Raw genomic sequence first — 21,826 nt, 5'->3', positions numbered from 1 at the left:
CCGCACAACCGAAAGCTCGTCAGGAGTCACCGCAACATCGAACTACCCGGACGACTCCGATGACCCCACGACACGCCCACCTAACAAAGCACTACTAGGGCCTGTATCGAAGTCGGCACCAGGGACACGCACCATGCCCTCGTAGCTCAGTGGAGAGAGCACGGCGTCCGAGCGTCGAGGTCGCTGGTTCAATCCCAGCCGGGGGCACACATGTCGTCGCATCACCCTGGGTAGGCCACTCGTCCTGCACGCGGTATTCGCGCTCGCAATTAGCTCACGGTTGGTAGATTACTGGGCTCTCACCCAGGCCGCGCGTGCCGTGTATCCATCCTGCGTAGCCATCTCGTAACGACAAAGGACACGCTGGCCTGGGGTTAACGAGCGGTAGCTGTTCGCGGGCGCATCGATGGCAGAGAAATGAATCCAAACGTCTAATTTAGCAATGTCCAAACGGGCTACCCCCCAACCTTCGTCCGCATTCCACACGATAACGACTGCTGACTCTTCATGCATTGCAGGTGTTCCCAACTCTATGCTCCCTCCAGGCAGTCGGGCCTGTGCCTCGCCGAGGCACAGGCCCACTGGCCCACAGGCCCACAGGCCCGAGCGAACACGGTTCAGGCTAGAGGACCCAGGTAATGCGCCAGTTCCACTGAACGTTCAGATTACCACTGCCATTTGCGTGACGGAAGTTGATGCTGACAACGGTGCGATAGATGCAAGAGGTCTGCAGCCCACTAAGACTGCCATGGAATTGGTAGCCAGAAGGCACATTATGCGGACCGTAGTTGTGGACTGGGGAGGCGCCACAGTAGAGGTTGGCATTCTCGGTGACGTTGCCAACAATGATTGCGCGAAGGGCGGGTGAGATTTGGTATCCCCACGCTTCGCTCATGATGCCGTAGTTGATCTGCTCCGCGCCGCTTCCGTTGGCGTCGCCGAAGCTCCAGTACGGGGCCTGCGGAGTGAATGAATGGCTGCCGCTCGGTGGGAACACAGCCATCGTTGAAACGCCGCCGATCGACGTTGGTTTGCCATCCAGCGTGAGCACGCTGCCGAACCCCAGAAGTTCGATCTCCTGCTTCTGGGCGGGCGCTGCCGTTGCACTCGCACCGTTGCCTACTGCCAAGACGATGGCCACCAGCAAGACGGCCGCGATTTGGAAGATCTTTGAGCGGTCCGATGATGCGTTCACTCCCGCTTGCGGCGGTACCCCTTCGGCTGCCATTAGGCGTCTACCCGAAATCAATTTGAGCCTCCCCTATTTGCTGGGCGGCCATTCACCGCCCGGCCGTGTATAGATTTGCATCAATTCGTTATCGAGTCAACCACGCCGGCAAGTGACATGAACCTCGCAACGAACATAAATGGTCACGCAGAGCTACTTTCACTGGCGCCAAGGCCCTTCGCGAACTGACCAGAGGGCCGGATGGGCAGACCGGAGTGGTAATTCCGTCGGGCCGTCATCGAAGCTTATGCTTTGCCCTTTGCCTACCTGTGTCACCTTGCTTGCCAATCTGTGCCAGACGAGGGCACCGATCGGGGCAAGCAGTGGCGAGGCATTCAGGTGGGCAATGCGGCCCGAGCCCGTGAGCAGCCGGTCCAGCGTCCCGTCCGGCCGATCGCGGTCCCGCGATCGTGGGTCCGATCGCAGCATCCGGGCGACGATCTACGCTTGCGGACTGTGAGGTGCCCGGCGTTTGTCCTACTAGGGCGTGTGTCGAAGTAGGTTGAAGCCGAGGTGGTGGTGGGTGGAGGAGTTCCGGCGGCATGTCCTTTCCTGCCCGCGAGGCCGCCCGCCTGACGTGCGGCGCTTGGACGTCGCCTTCGACTACGGTGCCTTCCCTGTGTGGGCCTGGGGCACGGTTCCCGCTCGCGGTGGTCGTCCTGGCCGCGAGGGCGTGGGGATGGTTCACCCGGATGGGCTGAGTCTCTCGGCAGAGCTGGCTATTGGGCTGCGTGCGTGGTCCGAGTGATGGACGTGCACAGCGAGTACGGCGGTGGTCAGGTCGCCACCGACGAGCAGTATCGGGCGTGGACGGAACAGGGCCGGAAGCTGGCCCAGCAACTGTCAGAGGAGACCGGCGCGGCAGTCGTCTACCAGGGGGATCGCGGCGAAGTCGATCTCGATTGCCCGTACTGCGTAACTTCTGGTAGGGACTGAGTCGAAGTCAGTCACAGCCACTCGTTGATGGCGGCGAGGTGAATGGTGGCCTCGTACCGGACGGCCAGATTGTCGAAGCGGGTGGCCACTGCTCGATTGCGTCTGAGGCGGTTGATGCGGCACTCCACGGCGTGGCGCTGCTGGTAGATGTGCGCGTCGAAGGCCGGCGGCCGGCGGCCGGCAGCCCTTGGCTCCCTTGGCTCGCCGGTGGGCGTCCTGGTCGGCCTTGCTCGGGATCGTCGCGCCGATGCCCCGTCGGCGCAGATACTGCCGGTTGGCCTTCGAGGTGTACGCCTTGTCGGCCCGGACCCGGTCCGGGCGGGTTCTCGGTCGCCCGGTGACCAGGCGGGGGACGCGAATGGCGGCCAGGACCGGGATGAACTGCGGACTGTCGCCGCGCTGCCCGGCGGCCAGCACAACGGCGAGGCGTTTCTGGATAAAACGGGCCCTCGCCGTCAGCCGGCACCGCAACGAGGGTCGTCTCAACTGGTTTTGAGCGTCGAGCCCCGGCCCTTGGCGGTTGGGGTTCCGCCGTATTCGGGAGGTGATCCCCAACGATGACACCGCCGGCATAGTGTCGGCCGGACGGGGAAGGAGAACCCGGGGTCCGCCGCACCAGGCGCGGCCGGTTACGGAGGTCGAGATGCGTGCACTGCTCTGGGTCGTCGGCGTGGTCGCGGGCGTGCTGATCCTGCTCGGGTTGATCCTCGAAGCGGTCCGCTGGCTGATCATCATCGGCCTGATCGCGCTGGTGATCGTGATCATCCTGGGCATCGTCAAGGGACGGCAGGCCATGAACCACCAGACCCGCCGACGGTGACCCCCGGCCGGCCGGTCAGAACCAGTCGGGGCGCATGTCGAGGGTGGTCCGGTCCCGGCTGGCCAGCAGGTCGAACTGCGGTCCGGTGCGGGGCAACTCGACGGTGAAGAAGTAGCGTGCGGCCTGCCGCTTGCCGGCGTGGAACGCGTCACCGCCGCCCTCCGGCGGCAGGGCCAGCACCTGCTCCAACCACATCCAGGCGATCGCGACGTGCCCGACCGCCTCCAGGTAGGCGCTGGCGTTGGCCAGCGCGAGCACCGGGTCACCGTCGGCCCACAGCCGACGGGTCACCGCGCCGACCCGGTCCACCGCATCGGCCAGCCGGCCCGCCAGGTCGGCCGCCGCGCCCCCGGCCTGCCGGGCCCGCGCGATCGTGGCGCCGATCGTCTCGGTGAGGACGGCGAGACCGGCACCGCCCTGCATGGTCACCTTGCGCCCGAGCAGGTCCAGCGCCTGAATGCCGTGGGTGCCCTCGTGGATCGGGTTGAGCCGGTTGTCCCGGTAGTGCTGCTCCACGTCGTGGTCGCGGGTGTAGCCGGCCCCGCCGAGCACCTGGATCGCCAGGTCGTTGGCGGCGAGGCACCACTGCGACGGCCAGCTCTTGGTGATCGGGGTGAGCACGTCCAGCAACAGGTGCGCGCGCTCGCGGTCGGCAGCGGCCGGGGCGGTCCGCTGCTCGTCGAGCAGCCGCGCGCAGTAGAGCACCAGCGCCAGCGCCCCCTCCACGTAGCTCTTCTGCGCCAGCAGCATCCGTCGTACGTCGGGGTGTTCGATGATCGCCACCTGCGCCGTGGCGGGGTCCTTCGCGCCGACCGGACGGCCCTGCGGCCGCTCCCTGGCGTACGCCAGGCTCTTGAGGTAGCCGGTGTAACCGAGCGCGGTGGCGCCGGCCCCGACCCCGATCCGGGCCTCGTTCATCATGTGGAACATCTGCGCCAGGCCCTGGTGGGGGGCGCCGACCAGGTGACCGACAGCACCGGCGCTGCCGCCCGGGGTGTGCCGGCCGTCGCCGAAGGTGAGCAGGGCGTTGGTGGTGCCCCGGAAACCCATCTTGTGGTTGAGCCCGGCCAGCACCACGTCGTTGCGGTCGCCGAGTGACCCGTCCGGGCCGACCAGCACCTTGGGCACGATGAACAACGAGATGCCCTTGACCCCGGGCGGGCCGCCGGGAATCCGGGCCAGCACCAGGTGAACGATGTTCTCCGCCAGCTCGTGGTCGCCCCCGGAGATCCACATCTTGGTGCCGAAGAGCCGGTACGTGCCGTCCGGCTGCTCCTCCGCCCGGGTGGTGATGTCGGCGAGTGAGCTGCCGGCGTGCGGCTCGGACAGGCACATGGTGCCGAAGAACCGGCCCTCCATCATGGGCCGGACGTAGGTGTCCACCTGCTCGGCGCTGCCGTGCGCGAGCAGCAGGTTGGCGTTGCCCAGGGTGAGGAACGGGTACGCCGAGGTGGCCACGTTGGCGGCCTGGAACCAGGTGAAGCAGGCCGCCGCGACGGTGTGCGGCAGTTGCAGACCGCCGACCGTGGCGTCCATCGCGGCGGCGAGCAGGCCCGTCTCGGCGAAGCTGTCGAGTGCCGCGCGGACCTGTGGGATCAGCCGCACGCGTTCGCCGTCGAAGGTGGGTTCGGCGAGGTCGGCGGCCCGGTTGTGCGGGGCGAACCGCTCGGTGGCCACCTGCTCGGCGAGGTCCAGTGCGTCGTCGAAGGTCTCCCGGGAGTGCTCGGCGTAGCGCGGACGCTCGACGAGTTCGGCCACCCGCAGCCACTCGTGCAGCAGGAAGTCGAGGTCACGACGGGAGAGCAGGGTGGACGGCACGGCACTCCTCAACGGGCACGGGGTGGGTCGGGCCGGGACGACGGCCGGCGTCGTCCCGGCCATCCTGGCGGATCGACCGGGCGCGCACCACCGGCCGCGGAACGCGAGCGGAACTTGTCACACCGCCCGGCTAGCGTCGCGCCGTGAGCGCACCCGGAGATGTCCCACCCGATGTCCTGGCCCGGCTGCGGCCGATCTGTCTCGGGCTGCCGGAGACCTACGAGGAGCCCGCCTGGGTGGGCATCCGCTGGCGGGTCCGCAGGCGGACCTTCGCCCACGTGCGCACCGTCGAACCCGACGGTCAGCCGGTGCACGAGCGGGCCGCCGCGACCGATCAGCCCGTCTGCCGACTGGTCTTCCGGTCACCGCTCGACGAGATCGCCGGCCTGCTCGGCCACGGGCATCCCTTCTACAAGCCGGACTGGGCCGCGAACGTGCTGGGCATGGTCCTCGACGACGCCACCGACTGGGACGAGGTCGACGAGCTGCTCACCGAGAGCTATTCGATGATGGCCCCGAAGCGGCTCGCCGCGCTGGTCGGCCCACCCGCCCGGCCGCCCGGCTGAGCCGCTGACCACCCTTCACCGGTTTCACCAGGCGCGCTGCGGGGATACCGCGCCGGCTGACCGGAGCCGCCGGCCGGCCTGGAGCCGAGAACGCCGCCGGGCGGGTGAGGAGCGGGTCGATGTCGACGCGGCCCGAGAACGATCCCCGGTTGACGCCGGTGTGCCGGGAGGACCGGGTGTGCACCGGCGTGACCACAGTGCGCGGGAGGGTCTTCCTGAGCTACCCGTCGGCGGACCGGCCCGGCGTGCAGGTGGTCGAGGCGCTGCCCGGGGGCGGCCGTGAGCCGTACCCCGATGCCGCGTGGAACGCCGGAAACCAGCCGCCGGACAGCGCTTTCGTGCACGTCAACGGCTTGCGTGCGGGCCCCGACGGGCGATTGTGGATCATCGACTCGGGTGCGCCACAGCTCGGCGACCAGCAGGTGCCCGGCGGTGCTCGGCTGATCGTGGTCAACCCGGCTGACGACCGGGTGGAGCGGGTCTACCACCTCGACGAGGCGGTGCACCCGGGCAGTTACGTCGACGACGTCCGGTTCCACGGCCCGACGGCCTACCTGACGGACGCGGGGGCGGCCGGCCTGATCGTGCTCGACCTGGACTCTGGTCGGGCCCGACGGGTGCTGGACGGGCATCCGAGCACGGTGGGCGCGCCGCTGGTCGCCGACGGCCGGCCGCTGCGCGACCCGGACGGCGCCGAGGTACGCCTGCACGTCGACCAACTGGAGGTGTCCCCGGACGGCCGCTGGCTCTACTACCAACCGGCCTCCGGTGGAATGTCCCGGATCGGCACCCGCTGGCTGGACGACCCGTCGGTCTCCGCCGACGAGCTGGCCGGACAGGTCGAGCGGTGGTGCGACACACCCAGCACCGGCGGCACCGCCATCGACGCCGACGGCGTCATCTACCTCAGCGACGTGGAACGACGGCGGGTCCTCGCCCTCGCACCCGACCGCAGCGTGCGCACCCTCGTGGCCGATCCCCGGCTGTCCTGGGTGGACGCGATGTGGATCGACAGCGACGCCCGGCTCTGGATGCCGGCGGCCCAACTGCACCTGACCGCCGGGCTCAACGGCGGGCATCCGGCCGTCGACTATCCGGTCCAGATCTACCGGATGCCGGTCGAGACCGGGCCACCCGCAGTGGACCACTCCTGATCCGGTGGTCCCCGCCGGCAGCGCCGGGACGGGCGGCGACTCAGCTTCGTCGATATTCTGGCCCGCATGCACCGGAGCCGCGGGTACGCGTTACTGATCGTCGCCCCCGAGGCTGACGCCTGGCCCTGATACCACTGGGCTGTCGCAGCGGGGCGCTAGGGTGCCGGCCATGGCTGATTTCGTGTTGGTGGCGGGGGCGTGGCTGGGGTCGTGGGCCTGGGACGAGGTGGTGCCACCGCTGCGCGCTGCCGGCCACGGCGCGTGTCCCCTCACCCTGTCGGGTCTCGCCGAGAAGCGGGGCGTGCCCGCCGGGCAGCAGACCCACGTGCGGGACATCGTCGACGAGATCGAGCGCCGCGACCTGCGCGAGGTGGTGCTCGTCGGGCACAGCTACTCGGGCATTCCGGTGGGGCAGGCCGCCGAGCGGGTCGGCGACCGGTTGGCCCGGGTGGTCTTCGTCGACTCGGAGGTGCCGGTCGACGGCGGGTCGTTCGCATCGGGCTGGTGGCAGGGCCGGGCAGCGTTCGAGGCGGTGCTCGCCGACAACGACGGCTACTGGCCGCCGCTGGGCCCTGCCGACCTGGACGGTCAGGGTCTCACCGACGAGCAGATCGCCCGCCTGGTGCAGGGGTCCACCCCGCATCCGGCCGCGACGTTGACCGAGCCGGCCGTGCTGACCCGGTCGCTGGCCGAGCTTCCGGCGACGTACATCAAGTGCCTGCTCGACGGGCCGGAGCCCAACGACACCGTGGCCGGGCTGCTGACCAGCGACCACTGGCGGCTGGTCACGATGGACACCGGACACTGGCCGATGCTGTCCCAGCCCGCCGAGCTGGCGCGGATCCTGCTGGCCGAAGCCGGCTGACCCGCACCGGCTCCGGTCAGGCCACCGGGTCGTCGAGGGTCTGGATGTGGCGTACCGGCGAGGCGAGCAACCAGAGCACGGCGAGCACGCCGCCCAGGCCGGCGACGACCAGGGTGGGCCGCAGCCCGATGGTGCTGGCCAGCGCACCACCGACGAGCGCGCCGAGCGGCCGGATGCCGTAGTTGACGGCGCTGTACGCACCGGCGCGGCGTCCTCGCGCGTCGTCGGGTGTCACGGCGGTGAGGAGGGCGTTCAGGTTGACGTCCATCAGCATCACCCCGACGCTGGAGACCAGCTCGATGGCCGCCAGCATGGCCACCTTCGTCCACGTCGGCCCGGACACCAGCGCGGTCGCCGCCAGCGGCGCGGGAAAGAGCACCACGCCGATCATCGCGGTCCGGCCCAGGCCGATGGCGCGCGAGATCCGGGGCGCGAGCGCCGCGCCGGCGAGCCCACCGAGTGCCCCGAATCCGAGGGCCACGCCGATCGCGCCGGCCGACAGGTCGAGTTCGCGGCTGGCGTAGAGCACCAGCAGCGCGCTGCTGATGAAGGTGAAGAAGTTGACAGTGCTGGTGCAGCCGAGGGCGGCGCGCAGCACCGGGTGCCGCAGCACCAGCACGAGCCCTTCGCGGACCAGGCCGAGGGTGGAGGTCCGACCCGGCGGCACCGGCGGCTCGGTCACCGGGATGCGGCCGAGCAACAGCGCGGACCCGAGGAAGGACAGCGCGTCGACCAGGATCGCCACCGGCGCGCTCAGCGCCTGGACCAGACCACCGCCGACCGCCGGGCCGGCGATGAAGGACAACGACCGGCTCATGCTCAGCTTGCTGGTCGCGTCCACGTACGCCGCGCGCGGCACCAGCGCCACGAAGAACGCCTGCCGGGCCATGGCGAACAGCACCGCCCCGGCGCCGGTGAGCAGTGCCACCAGGTAGAGCTGGGTGAGGGTGATCGCGTCGAAGACGTAGGCCACCGGCAGGCTGAGCAGCACCGCGGCGCGGATCAGGTCCGCGATGATCAGGAGTCGCCGCTTGTGGGTGCGCTGGTCCACCCACGCGCCGAGGAACAGGCCCAGCAGGTTGGGCAGCCAGATCAACGCGGTGAGGACGCTTACCTGCACGGGCGTCGCGCTGAGCAGTGTGACGGCGATCAGCGGCAGGGCGAGTTCGCTGATCCGGTCGCCGAACTGGGAGACGGTCTCGCCGACCCAGAAGGTGCGGAACCGCCGGTCTCGGTGCAGCGCCGGACGGACGGCGGTGGCGGTGGCGGTCATGACGCGGCCGGATCGTCGCCGGGCTCGGGCAGGAGGTAGCGCAACATCCGGACGACCCGGGCGTCCTCCGGCGCCGTGTCGTCGTCCTTGCGCCGCACGTACGGGGCGATCAGCTCCTCGATCGCCGCCTCCAACTGCCGGGTCTCCTCGGCGGTGGCCACGAAGCTGGTGTCGGCGACCCCGGCCAGCCCGCGCCACCGCGCGTCGAGACGCGGCTCGTCGTGCAGCAGCCACTGCTGCGGCGTCTCGGCGGCCCGGGCGAACATCTCACCGCGCAGTTGGCGGCCAGCGGCCTGCCCCTCGGCGTCGTCGGGCAGGGTGAAGCGGAAGCCCCGCGCGGCGGCCTGCCACCAGCGCTCGCGCCTGCTGCCGCCGCCCTCCGCGTCGACGACCAGCCCGAACGTCGCCAGGTGCCGCAGGTGCCAGCTGACCACCGACGGCGTGGCGCCGACGTGCGCGGAGAGCCCGGTGGCGGTGGCCGGGCCGTGCCGTTGGAGGCGGTCGAGGATGGCCAGCCGGACCGGGTGGGCAAGCGCGCGCAGCGCCTGCGGCTCGGTGATCTCGAAATCCCCGTACGGATTCGTGAGAGACATGTTTCGAAAGTAGTCTCTCACGTTCCGTCGGGCAACCCCGAGCCGCTACCCGGCACGTGCCGATCAGCCGAAGCCCAGCCGCGCCAGCGGCTCGACCAGCTCCCGCTCCTCGTAGCTGAGGTGCGACAGCAGGGCGTCGGTCAGCAGGTCCACCGCGGCGCGCAGCTCGGCGAGACCGTCCGGGGACCCGACGTACGCCACCAGAGCCCGGTCCACACCCTCCAGCACGTCGTGGATGACGTGATGCTCCTGCTCCAGCCGGTCCACCACCGGGCTGAGCCGGGGGTCACGCGCGCGCAGCCAGGGAAAGAGCGACTGGTCCTCCAGGGTGTGGTGGGTGGTGACGATGCGGCAGTACGACTCGCAGTAGACGCCGAGCGTCCAGCGGTTCTGCCGCATGGTCATGGTGTTGATGTGGGACCGGGCCGCGCCGGCGTCGATCTCGCCAGTCGCCACCTGCTCGATCAGATCGTGGATCTGCGCCAGCTCGGCGCGCAGACCGTCGTGGACCTGCACGAGATGTGCGGCGGTGGCCTGCTCGTGCGCGGTGTAGGTGCGCTCCGGCTCGGGCGTCGGTCCGGTCGGCCGGGTCGACTCGTCCCAGGCCGGCTGGTCGCTGCGCCGCACGCCGTCGTCGGGGGTCGGCACCACGGCGAACGCGCCGCCGGCCACCGTCGCGCGACTCGCCCGGACCGGTGCCACAGCGGCCCGCTCCGGCTCTGGTGCCGGCGTTTGCGGCGGGGCCGCCCCACCGTCGCGTTCGGCCGCGACCAGCTCGCGGACGGCGGGGGCCACCTCGCCGGCGAATCGGCGCAGGTCGTCGGGTCGTCGCTGGCCAGGATGAAGGCGCTGACACCCTCGGTCAGCGCCAGCTCGGCCAGCTCCGCCGCCCACTGCGCGGCGGGCCCGTTCAGCGAACCACCGCCGGCGGTCGAGAACTGCCCGGAGATGTTGAGCAGCCGACGCACGTCCCCCGGCGATCGGCCGGCCTCCCGCGCGGCGTCGTCGATGATCGAGTTGCCAGTGGCCAGCGCACCGGGCTCAAGGTAGCCCAGCGTGGGCAGCCAGCCGTCGCCCCGGCGGCCGGTGAGCTGGAGCATCCGGGGCTTGTACGCGCCCAGCCAGATCGGCACCGGGTGCGCCGGAGCCGGCCCCCGCTTGGCGCCCCGCACCCGGTAGAACTCACCGTCGACCCGGACGCCGCCACGCGCCTCGGCGTCCCAGAGCTGGCGGATCACCTCGATGCCCTCCTCCAGCGCCCGTACGCCCTGGCCGGGGGTCAGCCGCCGACCACCCATCGCCTCGATGGCGTCCCAGAAGGCGCCCGCGCCGAGACCGAGGCTGACCCGGCCGCCGCTGAGCAGGTCCAGGCTGGCCACGCTGCGGGCCAGCACCGCCGGCGGGCGCAGGGGCAGGTTCGTCACGTTCGCCGCGACGTGCACCCGACTGGTGCGGGCCGCGACGAAACTCAGCAGCGTCCAGGTGTCGAGGTACGCCGGCTGGTAGGGGTGGTCCTGGAAGGTGACCAGGTCCAGCCCGACCTGCTCGGCCAGGACGGCGATGCCGACCGTGCGGTCCGGATCGCCCGCGCTGGGCGTGATGAAGGATCCGAAGATCAGGTCGTGGCCGTAGTCGCTCATCTGTGCGCCTCCCCCGGTTCACGCGACGCCTCGGACGACGCGCCTGACTCCAACCTTATGCCACACAGAACATCTTCTGCCAATAAGGTCTGTCTCGCTGCGCTATTGTCGAGGAATGACGCACGCCACCGACCGGCCGGATCGGCCCGATCCGCTCGACGACGACCTGGGCTGGATGCTCGGAATCGTCTTTCGTGGCTACGTCCGGGCGGCCGAGCACGTGCTCACCGACATTCCCGGCGGGCCCCGGGGCTATCACCTGCTCACCGCGGCGATCAGCGGGCCGGCCCGCAACCAGGGCGCGCTCGCCGAGGAGCTCGGCATCGACCGCACCGTGCTCACGTACCTGATCGACGACCTGGAACGGCCCGGCTTCGTCGCCCGCCGGGCGACCCGACCGACCGGCGCAACCGGTTGGTCGACGTCACCGACGACGGCCGCGCCGCCTGGGAGCAGCGGCGCTCGGCGCTGCGGCAGGTCGAGTCGCATCTGCTGGGGGCGCTCACCCCGGCCGAGTCGGCGACGCTGCGGGCACTGCTGCAACGGGTCGCCTGCTCGGCCCAGGCGGCGGATCCGCTGCGTGACCTCTGCGAGGTGGTGACCCAGGTGCGACCCGACCCGCCGAACCGAGGCGGCGGCCGGACCCGGCGTGACGGACCCGCCGCGAGTGCCCGAGCCCGCCAGCGCGGCACCGGCTGACGCTCCCGGGGACCTGACACCCGGGCCCGTCCGGCACCGGTCCCGACCAACCTCGGTCGGGGGGTGCCGGACGGGCCCGGGAACTAGCTGACCGCGAGGCCGGCCGGTGGCGGCCGAGGCCGCCGGCAGGGCCGGATCAGCGCACGTGCACGAACACCGGGTTCGAGTAGAACCACAGGTCGTCCCACGGGCTCTCCAGCCCGTCGGCGAGCGGCTCGGCCTCGTCCGTGCTGGTGCCCCGCACGCGTGCGTAGGTGTCGGCCTGGACGTCGCGCAGCGTGTGCCGGATGACGTAGCTGTCGCCCTGCCGACGCCAGTCCCGCGGGCCGAACCGGGCCACCACCTTGGTGGTGGGGTTGGTGTCGGCGTCCAGGTTGGCGCTCGGACCGGTGATCTGGCCGACGATCAGGTCGACCCGGCGGACCTCGGGACGGTCACCGTTCGCGTTGACGCCACCCAACGGGCGGAAGGTGATCTCGATCTCGACATCGGTACGGCTGCGCCGGCTGACCGTGATCGTCTCGCCCACCTCGGCGGTCTCGCCCTGCGATTTCGCGGTGACGTCCAGGCTGCGGATCAGGTCGCCGGTGGTGACCCAGATCCGGCCGTTGCGCAGGCCGTCCATGATGTCGCCGTAGTCCTGGCGGGCGTGCACGTACGTCTTGCTGTACTCGCCCGGCCAGAAGTCGACCCACCACGGGTCCAGTGCACGTGCGAGTCCGAGGTCGCGGTGATCCACCAGCGCCGGCCCTCGCCGAGCAACGAGTCCCACAGCCCGCCGACCCGCGCGGTCATCTGGTCGAAGCCGCCGTAGGTGGGGTGGTTGCCGTACCCGCCGCGCTTGCCGCCGTTGAGCGGACCAGCCTGGTGACCGGGCGCACCCTCGAAGCCGATGTAGACGTCCGGCGCGGCGTTGTTGCCGTTGCGGAACTCGCGCGGGGTGTCCTGACCGTACACGCCGAGGCCGGGCGCCGAACGGGACGCGTGGTGGGCGATCACCAGCGGCTTGTGCGGCATGCCCCGGGCGACCTTCAGGAACTCCACCATCTTGGCCTCGGTGTCGCGGGCCGGGTCGGTGGGGAACGCGTCGTACTTGGCGAACCGGCTCTCCAGCTCGAATAGCTGCTTCGCCTCGTCGTCGTGGCGCGGGATCATCAACGTGTGGTGGTCCAACGAGGGTGCGTCGAACTCCATGCCCCAGAACTGGAGCACCTCGGGGACCAGCTTGCGCGAGCGCAGCAGGTCGGGGTACGCCTGCTCGATGTTGACCTTCGAGTGCGTCGGTCCACCGTGGTCGGTGCACATCGCCCAGGTCAGACCGAAGTTCTTCGCCATGATGGCGTTGGTGACGATCGGGTAGACCGCGTCCGCGCCCTTGTGGAAGACGACCGGGGACTTCGTGGTGTCGAAATCACCGCTGTACTCGGAGTGGACGTGGTGATCACCGGCCCGCCACGCCCGATTCTTGGCGGCGCCCCGGTCGCCCTTGTCGTCGCCCGGCCGGCGGTCCTCGTCGGCCCAGGCGGCACCGGCACCGACCAGAGGGCTGGCGGCGGCCAACGTCGCGCCGACGCCGGCGTACTTGACCAGCTTGCGCCGCGACAACTGCGCGTGCTCGGTCTCTTCGCTGTGCTTGTCTCTCACGTGAGAGCCTCTCCTCGATCAAGCAAGTGCTCTTTCGATCAAGGAGCCTCGAACAGGGTGGTGAACGACTGCCGTCTTTGGCGCGTGCGCACGATGAATACCGACACTGCGACCGAGGTCGACCCGGACGGTGGCGTCCCGGTCGGCGGTCTCGGTGCACTCCCGGCCGATCCTGCCCCGGCGGGCCGGTCAGATCCGGGCGCGAGGCAGCCAGCCCAGGAACCGGAGCCGGACCCGGGGCGGCGGCAGCGTGGGCAGGTCCTGGGCGGCGGCGACGAGGCAGGAGCCGAGGTAGACCGCGAGAGCGGCGCGGGCCCCACCGAACTCGGCGAGCAGTTGGCTCTGCTTGGTGGCGCAGGGCCACTCGCGGCCACACCCCGTGCAGTTCCAGCTCGGCGGGTTGGGCAGGTGCTCCGGCAACTTCGCGCGGCGGTACCGGCCGACGACGGTGTTGTCCGAACGCGTGTCGCGCCGCCGCGCCACGGGGCCCCCGTTGCGGTACGTGCTCGGGCGGGCGCCGGGCAGGTAGCGCCGCACGGTGCCGAAGAGCACCCCGACCCGGATCAGGGCGTCCGGTCCGATGTGGTGGGCCAGCAACGCGGTCATCAGGTAGTGCCCCAGCAGGTCGAACGCCTCCCGGCTCAGGCCCAGGTCACGGCAGAGGTCGACGAAGTCCGGCGTGGTCAGCGGCACCCGGTCGTCGAGTGCCCGGCGCAGCACCACGCGGAGGGCCGCGCCGAGCCCGGCCAGCGTGTCCCCCTCGCCGAGCCCCAGACTGTCCTCGTCCGCCACCCGGGCCAACGCCTCGGCCACCACCAACCGAACGACGCGATCAGGATCGGTACCGTCCAACGCTCCCCCCTTCGCGGGCCGGTCTCCCGGCGGTTCCCCGGTCCCCTCCGACGCCCCGGGAATCGTGAACAAGATTTCGCCGTCCGCCACGCGGGTGGCTAGGACAGCAGGCGCAGAACCAGGTGAGGCGCTAGCCGGAAAGCGAAGTCGACCTGCCGACACACCGCGGCGATTCGCGGGACGACACGACACCCGTTGTCGTAGGGTGACATTCCCATCGACAGATATTGCGTCTCGGAACCACCCCACGGTCAGGCCAGATCCGACGCCCTCGACCGGTCGCTGCCGTCCCGCCGGCGACGTTCGACCCACCGCACCGCCGGCCAGCACGCGCCGGGTCACCGCCGAGCACCTCGGCACGTCCCGATCCCGCCGCCGGCACCGTGGCACCACCCGGCGGCACCTCCACCGGACGGAGACAGCGGATGACGTCAACACCAGTGCAGACCCACCAGTTCGACAGCCGCGATCCGGTGGCCATCCACGAGTTCCTGTCCGCGACGTACGACCCGAAACTGCGCATCCACAGCAGGAAGGGCTATCGACTCACCCACCAGCGGGTCGACGCCGGCTCCTTCGCCATCGCGAGCACCCGCCAGACCGGGCATCTCGGGATCAGCGCCAGCACACTCGGCGGGCTGGTCATCGCCCGCAGCCGCACCGCCCGCGTCGATCGGACCTGCGCAGGCTAGGCCGACCGGTTCGGCCCCGGCGAGATCTTCCTGGTCACCAGGCCGGCGGAGCCGTGCGGCGTACGCTGGTATCCCGGCGCGGTGGAGCTGTGCGTGCTGGATCTGTCGGTGCTGGCCCAGGTGGCCACCACCGCCCCGGCCCGGCGGCCCGGTCCGATCCAGTTCACCGACCTGCGTCCCGCCACCTCGGCCCTCGCCCGGCAGTGGCGCGACACCGTCACCTTCGTCGGCGACGTCGTCCTGAACGGTCCGCCCGCCGGGGCACAACCGCTGGTGATCGGCAACGCCGCGCGGATGCTCGCCGCGGCGGCGCTCGCCGTCTTTCCCAACACCGCGTTCACCGAACCGACCGCCGCGGACCGGCACGACGCCACCACCGCCACGTTGCGGCGGGCGGTCGCGTTCCTGGAGGAGCACGCCGACCGGGACATCAGCGCGGCCGACATCGCCGGCGCCGCCGGCGTCTCCCTGCGGGCGGTGCAGCTCGCCTTCCGCCGCCACCTCGGCACCACACCGATGGCCTACCTACGGCGGCTGCGACTCGTTCGGGCACACCACGACCTGCTACGTGCCGACCCCCGACAGGAGACCGTCTCAGCGATCGCCAGCCGATGGGGGTTCGCCAGCCACAGCAGGTTCACCGCCCGGTATCACGCCAGCTACGGCGTACCGCCGCGCGAGACGCTGAACACCTGAGCCGGGACCCGGTGCGCGCCTTGTGGGCTGACCACCACCGGACGACAATCGACCGGGTGAGGTTCCGGTCGGCGGTCGCGCTGCCACTGGCGGTGACGCTGACCCTCAGCGCCTGTGGCGGCTCGCCCGAATCAGCCGGTGAGCCAACCCGTAGCGCACCTCCCGCCACCCGGTCCGCCGTCGTCCGCTCGCCGGTCGGCTACGACCAGGCCCTGCACGACGAGTTGATCGCGATGCTGCAACGCGACCAGGGCGAGCGCCAGGGCACCCCGCAGACCGAGTCCGACCAGGCCCGCACCGCCCGGTTGAAGGAGATCATTCGTACCCACGGCTGGCCGACCTTCGCGCTGGTCGGCGCGGACGGCGGCGACGCCGCCTGGGCGATCGCGCAGCACTCCGACCTGGATTCGGCCTTCCAACAGGAGGCGCTGGACCTGCTGCGCGCCGCGGTGGCCAGCCGACAGGCGTCGCCGGGCAACCTGGCCTACCTGGAGGACCGGGTCGCGGTGGGCAGGGGCGAACCACAGGTGTACGGCACGCAGATCCGCTGCGGGCCGAACGGTCCCGTCCCGTCGACCCCGATCAGGGACGAGTCGGGTGTCGAACGACGTCGGGCCGACGCCGGTCTACCCACGCTGGCCAGCTACCTGACCGAGATGACCGCGATCTGCGCGCAGGACGCCAACTGACTGGTTCCCCTCGCGCCCGTGGCTGTCGCGGGCGGTCCGCGACGCGGCGCGGGTGGCCACGTATCCTCGACCGCATGGCGAGGCACGTCGATGACCAGACCGGCCGGCACCGCCGACCGCCACGTCGGCACCCGGCGCGGTCCGAACGGGACACTCGGGCACCGGGCCGGTGAGCGGCGACGACGTCGTCGTCCGCGCCGCCGTGCCGCAGGACGACCCCGAGCGGGTCTTCGACGTGCTGTGGCAGCTCGCGCCCGGCGACTCACGCCCGGACGCCGACCGGCTGGCCTGCGCCTGGCGTGACCTGCACGCGCAGGCTGGCCGCCGTCTCCTGCTGGCCGTCGCCGGGGACACCTTCGTGGGCACCCTGGACACCCTCGTCGCCCCCAACCTCACCCACGGCGCGCGACCGTACATGGTGGTGGAGAACGTGGTGGTGGCACCCACCTGGCGGCGTCGCGGGGTCGCTCGGGTCCTCATGCTGGCGGCGCTCGAATACGCGACGGCGGCCGGTTGCTACAAGGTCCAACTGGTGTCGAACGCCGCGCGCACCGAGGCCCACCGGTTCTACGCGTCGATCGGGTTCGCGCAGTCCGCTGTCGGCTACCGCCGGTATCTCACCACCGCGCCGTGACGCCGGCTGCGGGCGCTCCCGCGTCCCGGCCGGCTACTCGGCGTCGGTCGACTCCGTCAGCAACAGACCGCTCAGCAAGCTGCGTAGGGTCCGCTCGACGAGGTCCGCCCGGGGCGCCGGCCCGGGGGGCGCACTGAACGCCGCGACCAGGTGCGGGTACGCCGCGAGGTCCACCCCGGCGAAGCTGAACGCCCCGGCGGCGGACTCGCGCCGGGCGAAGAGGCTCACCACACCGGTCATCATCGCGATGGCCTCGAACTTGGCGGCCACGGGGCAGCGCACCGGTTCCAGGATCCGGAGGCAGTTGTCGAACCAGGCCAGACTCTCCGGGCCGACCCCGGAGGGCCGGTGGATCACATCGAGCAGCCACGGGTGGGCGCCGAACAGTGCCAACTGGCGTCGACCCAGCAGCACCATCGTCTCCAACCAGTCGTCCGTCACCCGCGGGTACGGGCGCAACTCCCCCACGGCCCGGTCGGTCATCAGGTCCAGCAGATCGTCGCGGGACGACAGGTAGCGGTAGAGGGATCCGGCGCCGGTGCCGAGCGCGGCGGCCACCGCGCGCATCGACACCGCGGCCAGCCCTTCGGTGTCGGCCAGGGCGATGGCAGCCACGACGATGCTGTCCCGACTGTGCGCCGGAGCGGGGCCGCGACTGCCGCGTTCGGGTCTGCTCCAGATCGGCTGCCGGTCGGGACCGCCGTGGTCGGTGCTCGGGGCTGCGTCACTCACTGATCTACTGTAAACTGCAAACATCGTTCGCAGTTGTTGTCAGCGTCGAAGGGTGGGCCGATCATGGAGCAGGTCAGGGCACGGGACGGCACGACGATCGTGGTGCACTCGACGGGGGTGGGGCCGGGGATCGTCGTGATGCACGGCGGCGGCGTCACGATCGACGTCTACCGGCGGCTGGCCACGGCGCTCGCCGACCGGTTCACCGTGCACCTCTACAACCGACGGGGCCGGGCCGACGCGCCACCGAGGTCGATGCCCTACACGGTCGACCAGGAGATCGACGACGTCGCCGCCGTGCTGGCGCACACCGGGTCCGGCTACGTCATCGGCCACAGCGGCGGCGGCTTCCTGGCGCTCGAAGCCGCGCTCCGACTGCCGATCGACGGGCTCGCCCTCTACGACGCCGCGGTCTCGATCGACGGCAGCTTCCCGTCGGCATGGCTCGCGCCCGCCCAGGCGGCGCTACGGGCCGGCGACACCGCCCGGAGCCTCGCCATCACGACCGCGGGGATCAATTCGCAGATGGTGGCGGGGAAACTCCCGCTCAGCGTCCGGATCGCGATCATCCGCGCGTTCCTGCGTACGCCGATCGGCCGGACCATGGGTGAGCTGCTGCCGGCGACGTTGGACGAGGCGGCTCTGATCCTGGCGCACGACGGCCCGGCCACCCGCTGGGCCGGGGTGAGCGCCGAGGTGCTGCTGGCCTGCGGCGCCGGCGGCCCGCCGTACTACGTCGAGCAGAACGCGGCACTGGCCCGCGCCCTGCCGCGAGCCCGGACGCTGACGATTGCGCGCAGTGGCCACGACGCCATCAACCGGGCGCACCCGAGGACCGTCGAACCACTCGCCGACTTCTTCGGGGCGCCGGTGAGGCCGGAGCGGACGCCGCACTCCTGAGCGGGTCGCGCGATCGCCCACTGTCATTGATCTTGGCTAGGCTGGTGGACATGCCCGCACACCATCCGCACCGTCACATGATCGGGCCGGCCGGCTGGTGAGTGACGCTCCCGTGCCCGCCCCGCGGGGCGGGCCGGCCACACCACCGCGGCACCGCTCAGGTTGGACCGACCGTTGCGACCGGCTCGCCCGGTCCCGCCCCTTCGAGATCGCCATCGTCGTGGTCATCCTCGCCAACGGCATCGTCCTCGGCCTGGAGACGTACGACGACCTGAGCCCGGCGGACACCGCGCTGCACGGGCTGGAGATGGTCTTCCGCGCCGTCTTCGTCGTCGAGATCGGCGCCCGGATGGCCGCGTACGGCAGGCGTCCGCAGGACTTCTTCCGGCACGGCTGGAACGTCTTCGACTTCGTGGTGATCGCAGCGATCTTCGTGCCCGGCCTGCACGGCGACTCGGCGCTGCTGCGGGTGGTGCGGGTCGCCCGGATGGTTCGGCTGGTGCGGTTCTCGCCAGGCCTGCGGACCATCGTCTCCGCGCTGTGGCGCAGCCTGCCGGGCGTCACCGGGTTCCTCGCCCTGGCCGTGGTGACCCTCTACGTCTACGGCATGGCCGGTTGGCTGATCTTCGGCAGCAGGTATCCGGAGGAGTACGGGGACATCGGCCGGTCCCTGCTGACCCTGTTCGTGCTGTTGTCGCTGGAGACGCTGCCGGACCTCATCGAGCAGGGCATGACGATCTCGCCGTGGACGCTGCTCTACTACGTCAGCTACGTGGTCATCACCGTCAACCTGCTGCTCAACATCCTCATCGCGGTCATCGTCAACTCGATGGAGGAGGCGCGCCGGTTGGAGATGACCGAACGGCTGGCTCCCGGGTACGACGAGGACGGCGACGGGGTACCCGACGAGGTGGACCGGATCGCGCTCACCCAGCGGCTGGACGATCTGCGTGCGGTCATCGCCGAGTTGGAGCGGGAGCTGCGGATCGACCGCGACGACGGGCCCGGTCGCCCCTACCGGGACAGCACCCGTACCGGACGGTGATCCGACGCTCGCGCTGTGTGCTCCGGTGTGGATAGTCTCGACTGTGGTCCCACCGGCCCGGCTGAAGGGGCACCGGCATGACGAGCACTGTCGACAACGCGGAGTCCGAAAGATCTGTCTCGCACACGCTCGGCACGGTGATCGACGACGTGATCCGTCCACAAGCATCGATCGTCGACCGGGACGGGACGTTTCCCCGTCCGGGCGTCGACGCCCTCGCCGCGGCCGGCCTGCTCGGCCTGGCCTGCTCGACCGACGTCGGTGGCGGCGGCCACGGCCTGCGGACGGTCGCCGAGCTCATCGAACGGCTGGCCGCCGAGTGCGGGTCCACCGCGATGGTGGTGCTCATGCACTACGCGGCGACCGCCGTGATCGAGGCGCACGGCCCGCGCGAGATCCGCGCCGCCATCGCCAGCGGCGGTCATCTCACCACCTTGGCCTTCTCCGAGTACGGCTCGCGCAGCCACTTCTGGTCGCCGATTGGCACCGCGACGGCCGCCGACGACGGCAGCGTCCGCCTCGACGCCCGCAAGAGCTGGGTCACCTCGGCCGGCGAGGCCGACAGCTACGTCTGGTCGAGCCTTCCGCTGACCCGCGACGCCGGCCCGATGACGCTGTGGCTCGTGCCGGCCGGCCGCACCGGCCTCAGCGTGGCCGGCGACTTCGACGGGCTCGGCCTGCGCGGCAACGGCTCCCGGCCGATGACCGCCGCCGGGCTGCGGGTCTCCTCGGCCGGGATGCTGGCGGCCGACGGTGCCGGGCTCGACACCGCGCTCGGCACCGTCCTGCCCTGGTTCCTGGTGCTCAACGCCGCGTTCTGCCTCGGTCTCGCGGACAGCGCGGCGGCCGAGGCCAGTCGACATCTCACCGGGACGACGCTCACGCACACCGGCGCCGCCCTCCGCGACGCGCCCGTCGCCCGTCGTGACCTGGCCCGGCTGATGATCCGCACCGACGCGCTGCGGGCCTTCCTGGGCGACACCCTCAGCGCGCTGGAGGCCGGCCGTGACGACGCGACGCTGCGGGTGTTGCAGGTCAAGGCGCTCGCCGGCGAGACCGTCGCCGACGTGACAGATGGCGCGATGCAGCTCTGCGGCGGCAGCGCCTTCCGCAAGGAGCTGGGCCTCGAGCGCCGTTTCCGGGATGCCCGCGCCGCCCGGGTGATGGCACCGACCACCGACGCGCTGCACGATTTCGTCGGCCGGGTCGCCACCGGGCTGCCGCTGCTCGACGAGGCCAACCGCTGATGGCCGCGCCCACCGTGCTGATGGGCGCGGTCGCGTACGACCCCAAGGTGGTGACCATCTGGGAGGGCTTCCGCGCCTGGCTGCGCGGGCGCGGGCTGGCGTTCGACTTCGTCCTCTACTCGCACTACGAACGACAGGTCGAGGACCTTGTCGCCGGCCGGATCGACGCGGCGTGGAACTCGCCCCTGGCCTGGCTGCGCGCCGAGCGACTCGCGGCGGCGAACGGCACGGCCGTGCACGCGCTCACCATGCGCGACACCGACCAGGACCTCACCTCGATCGTGGTGGTGCGCGCCGACTCGCCGGTACGACAGGTCGCGGACCTCGCCGGAGGGGTGGTCGCCGTCGGGGCGGTGGACAGCCCGCAGGCGACCCTGATCCCACTGGCTCACCTCGCGTCGGCCGGGGTCGAGGTCGACGTGCGCCGGTTCGACATCGGCGTCGGCCTGCACGGCGACCACATCGGTGGCGAGCGGGACGCGGCCCGCGCCCTGGTGGCCGGGGCGGTCGACGCCGCCTGCATGATCGACGGCAACCATCTGGCGTTCGTGCGGGAGGGCACGCTACCGCCCGAGGGCACCCGGATCGTCGCGCAGACGGCACGCTACGACCACTGCAACATGACGGTCCGCGAGCCGGAGTCCGCCGGGGTCCGGCTGTTCGGCACGCTGCTGCTGGGCATGTCGTACGCCGATCCGCAGGTGCGTCCGCTGCTCGACCTGGAGGGGCTGACGGCCTGGCGGGACGGCCGCAGCACCGGGTACGACGCCCTCGCCGGGGCGGTCGACGCCACTGGCTTCTACTCCCCGGACGGGCGGGTGACGGCCACGGACTACCGACCGTGAGCACGGCACCGGCCGCCGACGCCGAGGTCGACCTCGGCGAGCTGGGCTTCGGCCGGGGCGCGCATCTCCTCGTCCACCGCGCCCTGGCGCGCTGCCGCCCGGCGGCCGGTTGGCGGTCCTCGGCCGCGACCCGGCGTTGCCCGTGCACCTGCCGGCCTGGTGTCGGGGCCGGGGCCATCGGGTCGAACGGCCGGACCTGCGGGACCGGAGCGACCTGGTCGCGGTCGTCGTCCGAGGCTCGGCGGACGACCAGCGCTG

24 protein-coding genes, 1 tRNA gene and 2 pseudogenes are annotated in these 21,826 nt (G+C 71.2%); 16 read left to right on the top strand and 11 right to left on the bottom strand.

Going from position 1 to position 21,826, the window contains the following annotated elements; genetic code table 11:
* The first annotated feature begins 135 nt into the window (after positions 1–135).
* Positions 136–207, top strand: a tRNA-OTHER gene (locus JM949_RS19230).
* A 415-nt stretch (positions 208–622) separates the two neighbouring features.
* Here the strand turns inward: JM949_RS19230 and JM949_RS19220 are convergent.
* Positions 623–1,141 carry a hypothetical protein gene (locus JM949_RS19220; RefSeq protein WP_203149798.1) on the bottom strand — a complete coding sequence of 173 codons (519 nt, stop codon included), beginning with the start codon at positions 1,139–1,141 and terminating at the stop codon, positions 623–625.
* A gap of 822 nt (positions 1,142–1,963) precedes the next feature.
* Here JM949_RS19220 and JM949_RS19215 point away from each other — a divergent pair.
* Positions 1,964–2,164, top strand: a complete 201-nt coding sequence (locus tag JM949_RS19215) for a hypothetical protein (RefSeq protein ID WP_238433470.1) — start codon at positions 1,964–1,966, stop codon at positions 2,162–2,164.
* A gap of 11 nt (positions 2,165–2,175) precedes the next feature.
* Here JM949_RS19215 and JM949_RS39805 read toward each other — a convergent pair.
* Positions 2,176–2,599 (bottom strand): annotated as a pseudogene (locus JM949_RS39805) (transposase); the annotation flags it as partial.
* Positions 2,600–2,807: 208 nt separating this feature from the next.
* Here JM949_RS39805 and JM949_RS19205 point away from each other — a divergent pair.
* Positions 2,808–2,984, top strand: a complete 177-nt coding sequence (locus JM949_RS19205; protein ID WP_203149796.1) for a hypothetical protein — start codon at positions 2,808–2,810, stop codon at positions 2,982–2,984.
* 15 nt (positions 2,985–2,999) lie between these two features.
* Here the strand turns inward: JM949_RS19205 and JM949_RS19200 are convergent, their stop codons facing one another.
* Positions 3,000–4,802: an acyl-CoA dehydrogenase gene (locus JM949_RS19200; RefSeq protein WP_309232226.1), complete on the bottom strand. Its 1,803-nt coding sequence runs from the start codon at positions 4,800–4,802 to the stop codon at positions 3,000–3,002.
* A 143-nt stretch (positions 4,803–4,945) separates the two neighbouring features.
* On the opposite strand from JM949_RS19200, the gene JM949_RS19195 reads away from it, so the two are divergent.
* From JM949_RS19195 to JM949_RS19185, 3 genes are all read left to right on the top strand, one after another.
* The gene (locus tag JM949_RS19195; RefSeq protein WP_203149794.1) at positions 4,946–5,368 is read left to right on the top strand and encodes an MmcQ/YjbR family DNA-binding protein; all 423 of its coding nucleotides are present in this window, start codon (positions 4,946–4,948) and stop codon (positions 5,366–5,368) included.
* A gap of 119 nt (positions 5,369–5,487) precedes the next feature.
* Positions 5,488–6,522, top strand: coding sequence for an L-dopachrome tautomerase-related protein (locus JM949_RS19190; RefSeq protein ID WP_203149793.1), 1,035 nt, complete (start codon positions 5,488–5,490; stop codon positions 6,520–6,522).
* 169 nt (positions 6,523–6,691) lie between these two features.
* Complete coding sequence (locus JM949_RS19185) at positions 6,692–7,387, top strand: alpha/beta fold hydrolase (RefSeq protein WP_203149792.1); 696 nt, start codon at positions 6,692–6,694, stop codon at positions 7,385–7,387.
* A 16-nt stretch (positions 7,388–7,403) separates the two neighbouring features.
* Here the strand turns inward: JM949_RS19185 and JM949_RS19180 are convergent, their stop codons facing one another.
* The 4 genes from JM949_RS19180 to JM949_RS19170 all read right to left on the bottom strand — a co-directional run bounded on the left by JM949_RS19180 (position 7,404) and on the right by JM949_RS19170 (position 10,893).
* A complete protein-coding gene (locus JM949_RS19180; RefSeq protein WP_203149791.1) occupies positions 7,404–8,660 on the bottom strand; it encodes an MFS transporter in 1,257 nt (418 codons plus the stop codon).
* Positions 8,657–9,253, bottom strand: coding sequence for an ArsR/SmtB family transcription factor (locus JM949_RS19175; RefSeq protein WP_203149790.1), 597 nt, complete (start codon positions 9,251–9,253; stop codon positions 8,657–8,659). The genes JM949_RS19180 and JM949_RS19175 overlap by 4 nt, the downstream gene beginning before the upstream one ends.
* Positions 9,254–9,316: 63 nt before the next feature.
* Positions 9,317–9,769 (bottom strand): hemerythrin domain-containing protein, encoded by a 453-nt coding sequence (locus tag JM949_RS37350; protein ID WP_309232225.1) that lies wholly within the window; start codon positions 9,767–9,769, stop codon positions 9,317–9,319.
* A complete protein-coding gene (locus JM949_RS19170) occupies positions 9,718–10,893 on the bottom strand; it encodes an LLM class flavin-dependent oxidoreductase (RefSeq protein WP_238433468.1) in 1,176 nt (391 codons plus the stop codon). Before JM949_RS19170 ends, JM949_RS37350 begins: the two co-directional genes overlap by 52 nt.
* A gap of 115 nt (positions 10,894–11,008) precedes the next feature.
* On the opposite strand from JM949_RS19170, the gene JM949_RS19165 reads away from it, so the two are divergent.
* The gene (locus JM949_RS19165) at positions 11,009–11,494 is read left to right on the top strand and encodes a MarR family winged helix-turn-helix transcriptional regulator (protein WP_238433467.1); all 486 of its coding nucleotides are present in this window, start codon (positions 11,009–11,011) and stop codon (positions 11,492–11,494) included.
* A gap of 234 nt (positions 11,495–11,728) precedes the next feature.
* Here JM949_RS19165 and JM949_RS19160 read toward each other — a convergent pair whose 3' ends face one another.
* The 3 genes from JM949_RS19160 to JM949_RS37345 all read right to left on the bottom strand — a co-directional run bounded on the left by JM949_RS19160 (position 11,729) and on the right by JM949_RS37345 (position 14,088).
* Positions 11,729–12,247: a hypothetical protein gene (locus JM949_RS19160; RefSeq protein WP_203149789.1), complete on the bottom strand. Its 519-nt coding sequence runs from the start codon at positions 12,245–12,247 to the stop codon at positions 11,729–11,731.
* Positions 12,169–13,236, bottom strand: a complete 1,068-nt coding sequence (locus JM949_RS19155; RefSeq protein WP_203149788.1) for a hypothetical protein — start codon at positions 13,234–13,236, stop codon at positions 12,169–12,171. The genes JM949_RS19160 and JM949_RS19155 overlap by 79 nt, the downstream gene beginning before the upstream one ends.
* Before the next feature lie 189 nt (positions 13,237–13,425).
* Positions 13,426–14,088 carry a hypothetical protein gene (locus JM949_RS37345; protein WP_238433466.1) on the bottom strand — a complete coding sequence of 221 codons (663 nt, stop codon included), beginning with the start codon at positions 14,086–14,088 and terminating at the stop codon, positions 13,426–13,428.
* 425 nt (positions 14,089–14,513) lie between these two features.
* On the opposite strand from JM949_RS37345, the gene JM949_RS19145 reads away from it, so the two are divergent.
* The 4 genes from JM949_RS19145 to JM949_RS19130 all read left to right on the top strand — a co-directional run bounded on the left by JM949_RS19145 (position 14,514) and on the right by JM949_RS19130 (position 16,799).
* Positions 14,514–14,780, top strand: coding sequence for a hypothetical protein (locus tag JM949_RS19145; protein WP_203149787.1), 267 nt, complete (start codon positions 14,514–14,516; stop codon positions 14,778–14,780).
* 93 nt (positions 14,781–14,873) lie between these two features.
* The gene (locus JM949_RS19140) at positions 14,874–15,476 is read left to right on the top strand and encodes a helix-turn-helix transcriptional regulator (RefSeq protein ID WP_203149786.1); all 603 of its coding nucleotides are present in this window, start codon (positions 14,874–14,876) and stop codon (positions 15,474–15,476) included.
* Between the two features lie 56 nt (positions 15,477–15,532).
* Positions 15,533–16,165 carry a DUF6624 domain-containing protein gene (locus JM949_RS19135; protein ID WP_203149785.1) on the top strand — a complete coding sequence of 211 codons (633 nt, stop codon included), beginning with the start codon at positions 15,533–15,535 and terminating at the stop codon, positions 16,163–16,165.
* A gap of 169 nt (positions 16,166–16,334) precedes the next feature.
* The gene (locus tag JM949_RS19130; protein ID WP_203149784.1) at positions 16,335–16,799 is read left to right on the top strand and encodes a GNAT family N-acetyltransferase; all 465 of its coding nucleotides are present in this window, start codon (positions 16,335–16,337) and stop codon (positions 16,797–16,799) included.
* Between the two features lie 33 nt (positions 16,800–16,832).
* Here JM949_RS19130 and JM949_RS19125 read toward each other — a convergent pair whose 3' ends face one another.
* Complete coding sequence (locus JM949_RS19125; protein WP_309232224.1) at positions 16,833–17,531, bottom strand: TetR/AcrR family transcriptional regulator; 699 nt, start codon at positions 17,529–17,531, stop codon at positions 16,833–16,835.
* A 63-nt stretch (positions 17,532–17,594) separates the two neighbouring features.
* On the opposite strand from JM949_RS19125, the gene JM949_RS19120 reads away from it, so the two are divergent.
* The 5 genes and pseudogenes from JM949_RS19120 to JM949_RS37340 form a co-directional block, all read left to right on the top strand.
* Complete coding sequence (locus JM949_RS19120) at positions 17,595–18,431, top strand: alpha/beta hydrolase (protein WP_203149782.1); 837 nt, start codon at positions 17,595–17,597, stop codon at positions 18,429–18,431.
* 97 nt (positions 18,432–18,528) lie between these two features.
* Positions 18,529–19,476: an ion transporter gene (locus tag JM949_RS19115; RefSeq protein ID WP_203149781.1), complete on the top strand. Its 948-nt coding sequence runs from the start codon at positions 18,529–18,531 to the stop codon at positions 19,474–19,476.
* 77 nt (positions 19,477–19,553) lie between these two features.
* A complete protein-coding gene (locus JM949_RS19110; protein WP_203149780.1) occupies positions 19,554–20,723 on the top strand; it encodes an acyl-CoA dehydrogenase family protein in 1,170 nt (389 codons plus the stop codon).
* A complete protein-coding gene (locus JM949_RS19105; RefSeq protein ID WP_203149779.1) occupies positions 20,723–21,568 on the top strand; it encodes a phosphate/phosphite/phosphonate ABC transporter substrate-binding protein in 846 nt (281 codons plus the stop codon). Before JM949_RS19110 ends, JM949_RS19105 begins: the two co-directional genes overlap by 1 nt.
* Positions 21,565–21,826 (top strand): annotated as a pseudogene (locus JM949_RS37340) (hypothetical protein); the annotation flags it as partial. The gene JM949_RS19105 and the pseudogene JM949_RS37340, both read left to right, overlap by 4 nt.

Origin of the sequence: Micromonospora tarensis (genome assembly GCF_016803395.1) — a bacterium.
Lineage (GTDB): Bacteria > Actinomycetota > Actinomycetes > Mycobacteriales > Micromonosporaceae > Micromonospora > Micromonospora tarensis.
Note: the sequence above shows the minus strand (reverse complement) of the source record. Positions and strands in the feature narration are given on the sequence as shown.

What these genes read in the sequence shown, in the direction of transcription:
- JM949_RS19205 (WP_203149796.1), top strand. Translation starts at nt 2,808, where the DNA reads ATGCGTGCACTGCTCTGGGTCGTCGGCGTGGTCGCGGGCGTGCTGATC.
- JM949_RS19190 (WP_203149793.1), top strand. Translation starts at nt 5,488, where the DNA reads ATGTCGACGCGGCCCGAGAACGATCCCCGGTTGACGCCGGTGTGCCGG.
- JM949_RS19185 (WP_203149792.1), top strand. Translation starts at nt 6,692, where the DNA reads ATGGCTGATTTCGTGTTGGTGGCGGGGGCGTGGCTGGGGTCGTGGGCC.
- JM949_RS19180 (WP_203149791.1), bottom strand. Translation starts at nt 8,660, where the DNA reads ATGACCGCCACCGCCACCGCCGTCCGTCCGGCGCTGCACCGAGACCGG.
- JM949_RS19175 (WP_203149790.1), bottom strand. Translation starts at nt 9,253, where the DNA reads ATGTCTCTCACGAATCCGTACGGGGATTTCGAGATCACCGAGCCGCAG.
- JM949_RS19170 (WP_238433468.1), bottom strand. Translation starts at nt 10,893, where the DNA reads ATGAGCGACTACGGCCACGACCTGATCTTCGGATCCTTCATCACGCCC.
- JM949_RS19165 (WP_238433467.1), top strand. Translation starts at nt 11,009, where the DNA reads ATGACGCACGCCACCGACCGGCCGGATCGGCCCGATCCGCTCGACGAC.
- JM949_RS19145 (WP_203149787.1), top strand. Translation starts at nt 14,514, where the DNA reads ATGACGTCAACACCAGTGCAGACCCACCAGTTCGACAGCCGCGATCCG.
- JM949_RS19120 (WP_203149782.1), top strand. Translation starts at nt 17,595, where the DNA reads ATGGAGCAGGTCAGGGCACGGGACGGCACGACGATCGTGGTGCACTCG.
- JM949_RS19110 (WP_203149780.1), top strand. Translation starts at nt 19,554, where the DNA reads ATGACGAGCACTGTCGACAACGCGGAGTCCGAAAGATCTGTCTCGCAC.
- JM949_RS19105 (WP_203149779.1), top strand. Translation starts at nt 20,723, where the DNA reads ATGGCCGCGCCCACCGTGCTGATGGGCGCGGTCGCGTACGACCCCAAG.